Origin of the sequence: Catenulispora yoronensis, from assembly GCF_039531695.1 — a bacterium.
Lineage (GTDB): Bacteria > Actinomycetota > Actinomycetes > Streptomycetales > Catenulisporaceae > Catenulispora > Catenulispora yoronensis.
Genome location: NZ_BAAAQN010000120.1, coordinates 1 through 8,589 on the forward strand (window position 1 = coordinate 1; position 8,589 = coordinate 8,589).

The following is an 8,589-nucleotide window of genomic DNA, read 5'->3' on the forward strand; positions in this document are numbered from 1 at the left end:
GTCGGGCGCGGCGGGCGCGTCGGGCGCGGCGGGCAGCGCGGCTCCGCCGGGCCCGCCGTCCGGCGCGGGCTCCGCCGCCTGCCCCGGCCCCTGCCGCTCCGGCCCCTGGTCGGCCGGGACCGCCTCCGGGGCCGTCGCAGCCTCTGCTTCCACGCTCACGCCTGAACTCTAGCGGTCAGCCGCCGGAGGACAGCCGCTTGACCAGGATGCTGTCCCGTCCGCGCGCGTCGAGGTCGGCCAGCAGCGCCGCCACCGCCTCGCGGACGATGCGGCCGCGGTCGACGGCGACGCCGTATTCGCCCCGCAGGGTGATGCGCGCGTGCTCCAGGCCGAGCAGCTCGTCCGGGGACACGTAGACGGTGATCTTCTCGTCGTGGCGCTCGCGGCCGCTGGGCCGGCGCGGGGCCGTGACCTTGCGGGCCGACGCCGGCGGCGGGGGCTCGGCGGACGGCTCGGCGGCGGCGGCCGACGGGGCGGCGGCGGGCTGGGTGCCCGGTGCGCCCGGGGTCTGCGACGGCATGACCGGGGCTCCGTTCCTCCCGGCGGACCCGGCGGGCCCGGCGGGCCCGGCCGACCCGGACGACGCCGCGGACCCCGAGGGTCCGGACGGCCCGGCGCTCTGCTCGCCCGGCGCCGGCGGCCCGGTCTTGGCCGGCCCCTTCGTCCCGGCCGCGCCCGGCGTGCCGGGCCCGTTCGGCGGCGCGACGGCGTTGTGCCCGCCCGGCCCGCGCTCCCGGGCCGGGGCCGGACGCTGCTCGGCGTCCTCGCCCCGACCGTCGCGCATCAGGGTCCCGTTGCCGGCGGTGGTGCGGAACAGCTCGTCTGCTGCGGGCATCCTCACCCGGCGTGGCACCGGACCAGCACCTCTCTCGCCAGCTGGCGGTAGGCGGCCGCGCCCACCGAGGCCGACGCGTACGAGGTGATGGGCTCGCCGGCGACGGTGGTCTCCGGGAAGCGGACGGTGCGGCCGATCACGGTGTGGAAGACCTGCGGGCCGAAGGCCTGCACCACCCGGGCCAGCACCTCGCGGCCGTGGACGGTGCGCGCGTCGTACATGGTGGCCAGGATGCCGTCCAGCTCCAGCTCCGGGTTCAGCCGCTCGCGGACCTTCTCGATGGTCTCGGTGAGCAGCGCCACACCGCGCAGCGCGAAGAACTCGCACTCCAGCGGGACGATCACGCTGTGCGCGGCCGTCAGGGCGTTGACGGTGAGCAGGCCCAGGGAGGGCTGGCAGTCGATGATGATGAAGTCGTAGTCGCCGATCACCGGCTTGAGCGTGCGGGCCAGCGCCGACTCCCGGGCCACCTCGGTGACCAGCTGCACCTCGGCGGCCGACAGGTCGATGTTCGACGGCAGCAGGTCCATGCCCGGTGTCACCGTCTTGAGCAGCACGTCCTCGACGTTCACGCCGCGGTGCATCAGCAGGTTGTAGACGGTGCGGTCGAGCTCCATCGGGTTCACACCCAGGCCCACCGACAGCGCGCCCTGCGGGTCGAAGTCGACCAGGAGCACCTTCTGCCCGTACTCGGCCAGCGCCGCGCCCAGATTGATGGTCGACGTGGTCTTCCCCACGCCGCCCTTCTGGTTGCACATGGCGATGATCCGGGCCGGTCCGTGCTCGACCGGGGGGCGCGGCACCGGAAAGCGCGGCATCGGCCGGCCGGTGGGCCCCACGCGCTCGCGGCGCTGCGTCGCCGGATCCGGCGCCAGCGTTGCGGCGTAGTCGGGATCGGGCTCTATCTCGGCATCGGGATCGAATCCGTCCTGATAGCGGAGTTCGTCCTCGATGATGCCGTACGGATCGTCGAACTCCACCCCGGTCCGGGTGGCGTCGGAGGTCTTATCGGTCGTAGTCATCATGTCCTCGGAACGCTGTGTGGAACGAGGAGCAGGCGAGGTCCCCGTCTGAGACGCCATCGCGCCAGTGGTACCGCCATCGGCGGCGGCGGCCTGTTCGGCCACCCGTCCGGCAGCAAATGTCGACTCATTCACAAGTCGTTCTACCTCCTTACCGACTTGCCCACTCTCATCGCTGGAGTGACTCTATGGGCACGGTGTCATTACAGCAAGGCAATGAGACACAGGCGGGGTGTTTCAACCCGGTTTCCGCTGGAAAACAGGAGATAAATCACCCGAACCGGTAAGCGTCGCCGGTATCTGTCATCTCATATCAGGACGGTCGGTCACGGGATGGTCTCAGTATCCTCCAGTAGGCGCTGAAACCCCTCGCGAGCCGTCGTCCCCGATAGGTCAGCCTACCGGCAGATCGCCGGTCAGGGCTCTGGGATGGCTGGTTGCGTACACCTCGCGCAACCGTTCGACGGTCACCCGGGTGTAGATCTGGGTGGTCGTGGCCGAACTGTGACCCAGCAACTCCTGCACGGTCCTGATATCCGCACCGCCGTCCAGCAGGTGGGTGGCGAAAGAGTGGCGCAATGTGTGCGGAGAGACCTTGCCGGCCATTCCCGCGCGCTCGGCGACGGCGCCCAGCACCGTCCACGCACCCTGCCTCGTCAGCCGCCCGCCGCGGGCATTGAGGAACAACGCTCCGCCATTGCCTTTCCGGGCCTTGCGCACGAGTTCGGGCCGCAGCCCGGACAGATACTCCTCCAGCGCGCGGCAGGCATAGGAGCCGACCGGCACCAGCCGCTGCTTGCCGCCCTTGCCGTCCAGGATCACCGTGCGGTCCTGGCGGTCGACGTCGTCGACGTCCAGATCCACCGCCTCGCTGACCCGGGCCCCGGTACCGTAGAGGAACTCCAGCAGGGCCCGGTCCCGCAACGCCATCGGGGCACCGCTCTTGGTCGGCGGGGTCGCCTCGGCGGCCGCTAGCAACGCCTCCACCTCGGCCAGCGGCAGCGCCTTCGGCAGCCGCAGCGGCACCCGCGGCGGCGGCACCTCGTCGGTGACGTCGACCCCGACCCAGCCCTCGGCGAGGGCGAAGCGGTGCAGCCCGCGCACCGCCGACATGGTGCGCGCCACCGAGGAGGCCGCGCCGCCCAGGCTCGCCAGGAACGCCCCGACATCGGCCCTAGTCACGCCGTTGAGGTCGGCCCGGCCCAGCCCGTCAAGGAAAACCCTGTACCGGGCCAGATCACGGTCATAGGCCGATAAGGTGTTGATGCTCAGTCCGCGCTCCACCGCCAAATGCTCCAGGTGGGCTCGCACGCGGGAATCGAGGTCGCCGGCCACGGTGTCCACGCTACTGCAGGGGGTGATCCATCAGATTTCTGATGGATCAGGACGTTGCCGGGGATTCTCCTGATGTTTCCCGGGGCCTTCGCCCGCGGGACCTTACGAGTAGGGGCCGGCGTGGCGTAGAACGTACTGCGGCAAAGTGCCGGACGTGCGGTGATCACGCATCGTTACTACTGGGGGTAGCACCAAGTGGATTTCAATCAGCTTCTGGCCCGGCTCGGGCGCACCGGTCAGGTATTCGTGGGCGGGGCGATCCTGGTCTTCATCCTGAGCTTCCTGCCGTGGTACACCGCGTCGGTGAGCTTCATGGGCCACAGCTCCTCGGGGAGCCTGTCGGCCTGGGACGCCAAGTTCGGGGCCTGGTTCCCCGTCCTGCTCCTGATCGCGCTGGGCGTCGTCACCGCGCTGTGGGCGCTGGACATCATCAAGTGGCCGGCCCTGCTGCTGTGGACCATCGGCACCGCGACCGCGGTCGTGTCCGCGATCATCATCATCCTGCGGTGGGTCACCTACCCCTCGGCCAGTGAGGCCGACGGCTTCGGCGGCTCGGCGAGCTCGGGGGCCGGCTGGGCGCTCTACGTCAGCCTGGTCATCGCGATCGCGACGGCGGTCTTCGGCTACCTCGGCTTCACCGCGGCCGGCGGCGACATCAAGAACCTCGCCGGCGCGCTCCAGCAGCGGCAGGTCCCGCCCCCCGGCCAGGGGTGAGCGGACACCGTTCGGGCAATGACGCTGAAGGGCCTCGGAGCATTCCGGGGCCCTTCACCGTTTTCGCGTTTCTCCGCGTTCTCGCGTTCTCCGCGTCTCCGCGGCGATCGCCGGCCGGTCCGTCAGGCCAGCACCTCGTCCAGCTTCAGCGAGGGCAGACCGTGCGCCTCGCCGACCTGCGGGTAGGTCAGCTTGCCGTCGTGCGTGTTCAGGCCCAGGGCCAGGGCGTGGTCGCGCTGGCACGCCTCCTTCCAGCCCAGGTTCGCGATCTCGACCGCATAGGGCAGCGTGACGTTGGTCAGCGCGTAGGTGGAGGTGTAGGGCACCGCGCCGGGCATGTTGGCGACGCAGTAGAACACCGACTCGTGGACCTGGAAGGTGGGGTCGGCGTGCGTGGTCGGGTGCGAGTCCTCGAAGCAGCCGCCCTGGTCGATGGCGATGTCGACGAGCACCGAGCCCGGCTTCATCCGGGCCACCAGGTCGTTGCTGACCAGCTTGGGGGCCTTGGCGCCGGGCACCAGGACCGCGCCGATCACCAGGTCGGCCTCCAGGCAGGCCTGCTCGATCTCGAAGGCGTTGGAGGCCAGGGTCTGGAGCTCGCCGAACTGGTCGGCGTCCACCTGGCGGAGCCGGGCGATGCTCTTGTCGAGCAGCTTCACCTGGGCGCCCATGCCCTTGGCGATCACCGCGGCGTTGATGCCGGAGACGCCGCCGCCGATCACGACCACCTTGGCCGCCTGCACGCCGGGCACGCCGCCCATCAGCACGCCGCGCCCGCCGTTGGCCTTCTGCAGGGTCGCCGCGCCCACCTGGGCCGCCATCCGGCCGGCCACCTCGGACATCGGGGCCAGCAGCGGCAGCGAGCCGTCGGGCAGCTGCACCGTCTCGTAGGCGATGGCGGTGATGCCCGAGTCCAGCAGGGCGTCGGTGCACTCGCGCGAGGCGGCCAGGTGCAGGTAGGTGAACAGCACCTGGTCCTGGCGCATGCGGTGGTACTCCGCCGCGATCGGCTCCTTCACCTTGAGGATCAGGTCGCCGGTGGCCCACACCTCGTCCGCGGTGCCCAGGATGGTCGCGCCGGCCGCCGCGTACTCCTCGTTCGAGATGGACGAGCCGAGGCCGGCGTCCTGCTCGACGAAGACCTCGTGGCCGTTGCGGACCAGCTCGTGGACCCCGGCGGGGGTGATGGCGACCCGGTACTCGTGGTTCTTCAGCTCGCGGGGAATGCCGACCTTCATGTCGACCAGCGTCCTTCGTTCGGTTCGGTACGGCGCCGACCTCGCTGTCGGCCCCGGCGTGCGATATGCGTAGAAAAGCGAACAGACACCTGGATGGCGGTCGAATGCGGCTGGTGTCCGACTCGTGCCCAAGGCGTCGAGGCCACTGTATCCCCGGCGGCGCGCCGCAATCGGTGACAACCTGTCAAGCCCGATGGCGGAAATCGTACGACCCGTAGCGCCCCGATCCTGCCGATCGAAGGTTGTCCAGCTCACAGCCCTGGCGAAGAAAGGCGAAAACCCCGCACCGCCGCACGATCCGTGCGGCGGTGCGGGGTTGGTGGCTTCGGGGGGCTTCAGCCCTTCACGCACACCACCTGCTTGAGCTCCGCGACGATCTCCACCAGGTCCGACTGCTGGGCCAGCACGGACCGGATGTCCTTGTAGGCGCCGGGGATCTCGTCCACGACCCCGGTGTCCTTCCGGCACTCCACGCCCTTGGTCTGCGCCTTGAGGTCCTCGACCGTGAACTGCTTGCGGGCCTGCGTCCGGCTCATCCGCCGGCCGGCGCCGTGCGACGCCGAGTTGAACGAGGCCTCGTTGCCCAGCCCCCGCACGATGTAGGAGCCGGTGCCCATCGACCCGGGGATGATGCCCAGCTCTCCCCCGCCGGCCCGGATCGCGCCCTTGCGGGTGACGAGCACGTCGACGCCGTCGTAGGACTCCTCCGCCACGTAGTTGTGGTGGCACGAGATCGCCTTGTCGAAGGCGACCTTGGGGAACTCCTTGCGCACCACCTCGGCGAACAGCCACAGCATCACGGCCCGGTTCCGCCGCGCGTACTCCTGCGCCCAGAACAGGTCCCGCCGGTAGGCCGCCATCTGCGCGGTGCCCGCGAGGAAGACCGCGAGGTCGGGGTCGGGCAGGTCCTGGTTCTGCGGCAGCGTCCGCGCGACCTCGATGTGGTGGGCGGCGAGCTGGTTGCCGATCCCCCGCGAGCCGGAGTGGAGCATCAGCCAGACGAAGCCCTCGGTGTCCACGTTCACCTCGATGAAGTGGTTGCCGCCCCCGAGGGTGCCCATCTGCTCCGAGACCCGGCCCCGCTTGCCCCGGGTGACGGACCGCTCCAGCTCCTCGTAGCCGGCCCAGAACTCGTGCCAGCCCCGCAGCGGCTTCTTCGCACCGGGCTCCTGCACCGCCTCCAGCCGGACCGCGTCCCGGTGCACCCCCCGGCCGACCGGCACCGCCTGCTCGATCCGGGTCCGCAGCCGGCCGAGGTCGTCGGGCAGCTGATCGGCCGTCAGCGAGGTCCTGACCGCGGACATGCCGCAGCCGATGTCGACCCCGACCGCCGCCGGCGAGACCGCGTCCCGCATGGCGATGACCGAACCGACGGTCGCCCCGATCCCGGTGTGCACGTCGGGCATCACCGCGACCCCGTGCGTCCAGGGCAGCGCCGCGACGTTTCGGAGCTGTTCCAGCGCCTGCGGCTCCACAGACTCCGGATCGGCCCACATCCGGATCGGCGAGCTCGCGCCACTGGATCCGGGAACGTTCGTGTACATGCTTCTACCCTGCCTCTTTCGTTCGCGTGGTCATCGGACAACGGGAACCATGAGGCCATGGACGGGGTTCGCGCGGCAACCGGATTTGCGCCCGGTCAGAACCCCCGCGCGCGGGTCAGCGCGTGTTCCAGCACCACGATCAGCGACTCCCGCACCGAGTCCCCGCTGCGCGCGTCGAAGGCCACGACCGGCACCTCCGGGGCCACGTCCAGGGCCGAGCGCACGGCCGGCAGCGAGTGCGAGAGCACGCCGTCGAAGGCGTTGACCGCGATCGCGAACGGGGTGCCGTCGCGCTCGAAGTAGTCCACGGCCGGGAAGCAGTCGTCCAGGCGGCGGGAGTCGACGACCACCAGGGCGCCGAGCGCGCCGGCGGTGACGTCCTTCCACATGAAGCCGAAGCGGTCCTGACCCGGGGTGCCGAAGATGTAGAGCTTCAGCGTCGGGTCCAGGGTCAGGCACCCGAAGTCCATCGCCACCGTGGTGGTGGTCTTGCGGGGCGTCATCGACACGTCGTCGATGCCGGCCGCGACCTCGGTGATGGCCGCCTCGGTGGTGAGCGGCTCGATCTCGCTGACCGAGGCGATGGCGGTGGTCTTGCCGACGCCGAAGCCGCCGGAGACCACCATCTTCACCGGCTGCGGGGGCCGCGGCGCGGTCGTGGTCGCGCCCGCGTCAGCCATGGCCGGGTCCGCCGGACGTGTGGATTGCGCGAAGGCCATCGATCACCCTTCTGAGAATGTCCAAGTCTGAGCTGCCGGCCGCGCGGGGCACGTGGACGGTGAGCATCCGCCGCGTGTGCAGGTCGCCGACCAGCACGCGGACCACGTTCAGGTGCAGGCCCAGGCGGGCCGCGAGCTCGGCCAGCGAGACCGGGACCCGGCAGGTCTCGATGATGGCGCGCCGCTCGAACGCCAGATGCGGCTGCGCCAGCTGGGCCAGGGCCTCGGGGGTGGCCACCAGCTGGGTCTCCATCGGCAGTGCCTGCTCCTCGCCGACCACCCGGCCCTCGGTGAGCAGGAACGGCCGCACCGCCGAGACCGGTTCGGCGCCGGTCTCGGGGCCGCCCCCGACCGCCTCGCTCACCCCTGCCCACCGCCCGGTCTGCGTGCGGGCACGCCCATCCCGACCGTGTTCTTCAGCTCCATGATCAGCGCCGGGCTCAGCACCGTGCCGACCCGGTTGGCGAACAGCGTCATCTCGTAGGCGACGTTGGCCAGCTTGGCGTCGGCGGTGGTGACCGCGCCCAGCACCGCCCCGCTGCCGATCCGGGCGATCAGCAGGTAGCCGCCCTCCATGTCGATGATCACCTTGTTCAGGGCGCCCAGACCGTAGTTCCCGCCGGCCCCGGCGGCCAGCGAGGTCATCCCGGACACCACGGCGGCCAGGCGTTCGGAGGCGCCCTGGTCCTGGGGCCGGGAGACGGCGATCAGCAACCCGTCGGACGACACCGCGATGGCGTCGACCACGCCCGCGGTCTCGTTGGCGAAGCGGGCGACCATCCACGTGAAGTCCGCGGCGTCCGCGGCGAGGCGCTGCTCGTCGCTTTCCCAGGGCGCGGCACTGCTAGAGCCGATCATGGCGTCGTCCTCCTATTGGTCTTCCCCGTCCCGCTCCGGCGCCGGGCCCGCGTGGCGGGCCGAGGGCCGGCGGGTCGGCATGTCGTCGGCGCTGTCGTACAGCGCCCGTTCCACCCCCGCTTCGTACTCCAGCAACGCGTCCCGCACCGCCACCGCGTCCTGGGGCTGGGCCGGGCCGGTGACCGCCGACAACGGGGCCGTGGGCCAGTCCGGCTGGGCCGGCGCCTTGCGCACGCGCCGTGGGAGCGCGTTGTCGGACGCCTGCGGGGCGGTGGCGCTCTGCGGGGCGGCCGCCGGGCTGGCCCGCTGCGCGCTCGCGGCGCC

General features: G+C 71.2%; 8 protein-coding genes and 2 pseudogenes. 1 reads left to right on the forward strand and 9 read right to left on the reverse strand.

The features are described 5' to 3' along the window. Positions 1-175: 175 nt before the first annotated feature. The 3 genes and pseudogenes from ABD481_RS46020 to ABD481_RS46030 all read right to left on the reverse strand — a co-directional run bounded on the left by ABD481_RS46020 (position 176) and on the right by ABD481_RS46030 (position 3,192). A complete protein-coding gene (locus ABD481_RS46020; protein WP_425559436.1) occupies positions 176-841 on the reverse strand; it encodes a hypothetical protein in 666 nt (221 codons plus the stop codon). After that, positions 838-1,758 (reverse strand): annotated as a pseudogene (locus ABD481_RS46025) (ParA family protein); the annotation flags it as partial. The pseudogene ABD481_RS46025 and the gene ABD481_RS46020, both read right to left, overlap by 4 nt. A 492-nt stretch (positions 1,759-2,250) precedes the next feature. Then, positions 2,251-3,192, reverse strand: a complete 942-nt coding sequence (locus tag ABD481_RS46030; protein WP_425559435.1) for a tyrosine recombinase — start codon at positions 3,190-3,192, stop codon at positions 2,251-2,253. A gap of 195 nt (positions 3,193-3,387) precedes the next feature. Here ABD481_RS46030 and ABD481_RS46035 point away from each other — a divergent pair, with 195 nt between their 5' ends. After that, positions 3,388-3,906 (forward strand): hypothetical protein, encoded by a 519-nt coding sequence (locus ABD481_RS46035; RefSeq protein WP_344672270.1) that lies wholly within the window; start codon positions 3,388-3,390, stop codon positions 3,904-3,906. A gap of 122 nt (positions 3,907-4,028) precedes the next feature. On the opposite strand, the gene ald is transcribed toward ABD481_RS46035, so the two are convergent. The 6 genes and pseudogenes from ald to ABD481_RS46065 all read right to left on the reverse strand — a co-directional run. After that, positions 4,029-5,144 carry an alanine dehydrogenase gene (gene ald / locus ABD481_RS46040; RefSeq protein WP_344672271.1) on the reverse strand — a complete coding sequence of 372 codons (1,116 nt, stop codon included), beginning with the start codon at positions 5,142-5,144 and terminating at the stop codon, positions 4,029-4,031. Between the two features lie 335 nt (positions 5,145-5,479). Further along, complete coding sequence (locus tag ABD481_RS46045; RefSeq protein WP_344672272.1) at positions 5,480-6,688, reverse strand: RtcB family protein; 1,209 nt, start codon at positions 6,686-6,688, stop codon at positions 5,480-5,482. A 95-nt stretch (positions 6,689-6,783) separates the two neighbouring features. Next, the gene (locus ABD481_RS46050; RefSeq protein WP_344672273.1) at positions 6,784-7,368 is read right to left on the reverse strand and encodes a GTP-binding protein; all 585 of its coding nucleotides are present in this window, start codon (positions 7,366-7,368) and stop codon (positions 6,784-6,786) included. Then, positions 7,361-7,771, reverse strand: coding sequence for a DUF742 domain-containing protein (locus ABD481_RS46055; protein WP_344672274.1), 411 nt, complete (start codon positions 7,769-7,771; stop codon positions 7,361-7,363). The genes ABD481_RS46050 and ABD481_RS46055 overlap by 8 nt, the downstream gene beginning before the upstream one ends. After that, the gene (locus tag ABD481_RS46060) at positions 7,768-8,265 is read right to left on the reverse strand and encodes a roadblock/LC7 domain-containing protein (protein WP_344672275.1); all 498 of its coding nucleotides are present in this window, start codon (positions 8,263-8,265) and stop codon (positions 7,768-7,770) included. The genes ABD481_RS46055 and ABD481_RS46060 overlap by 4 nt, the downstream gene beginning before the upstream one ends. A gap of 12 nt (positions 8,266-8,277) precedes the next feature. Beyond that, positions 8,278-8,589: pseudogene (locus tag ABD481_RS46065) on the reverse strand (hypothetical protein); the annotation flags it as partial.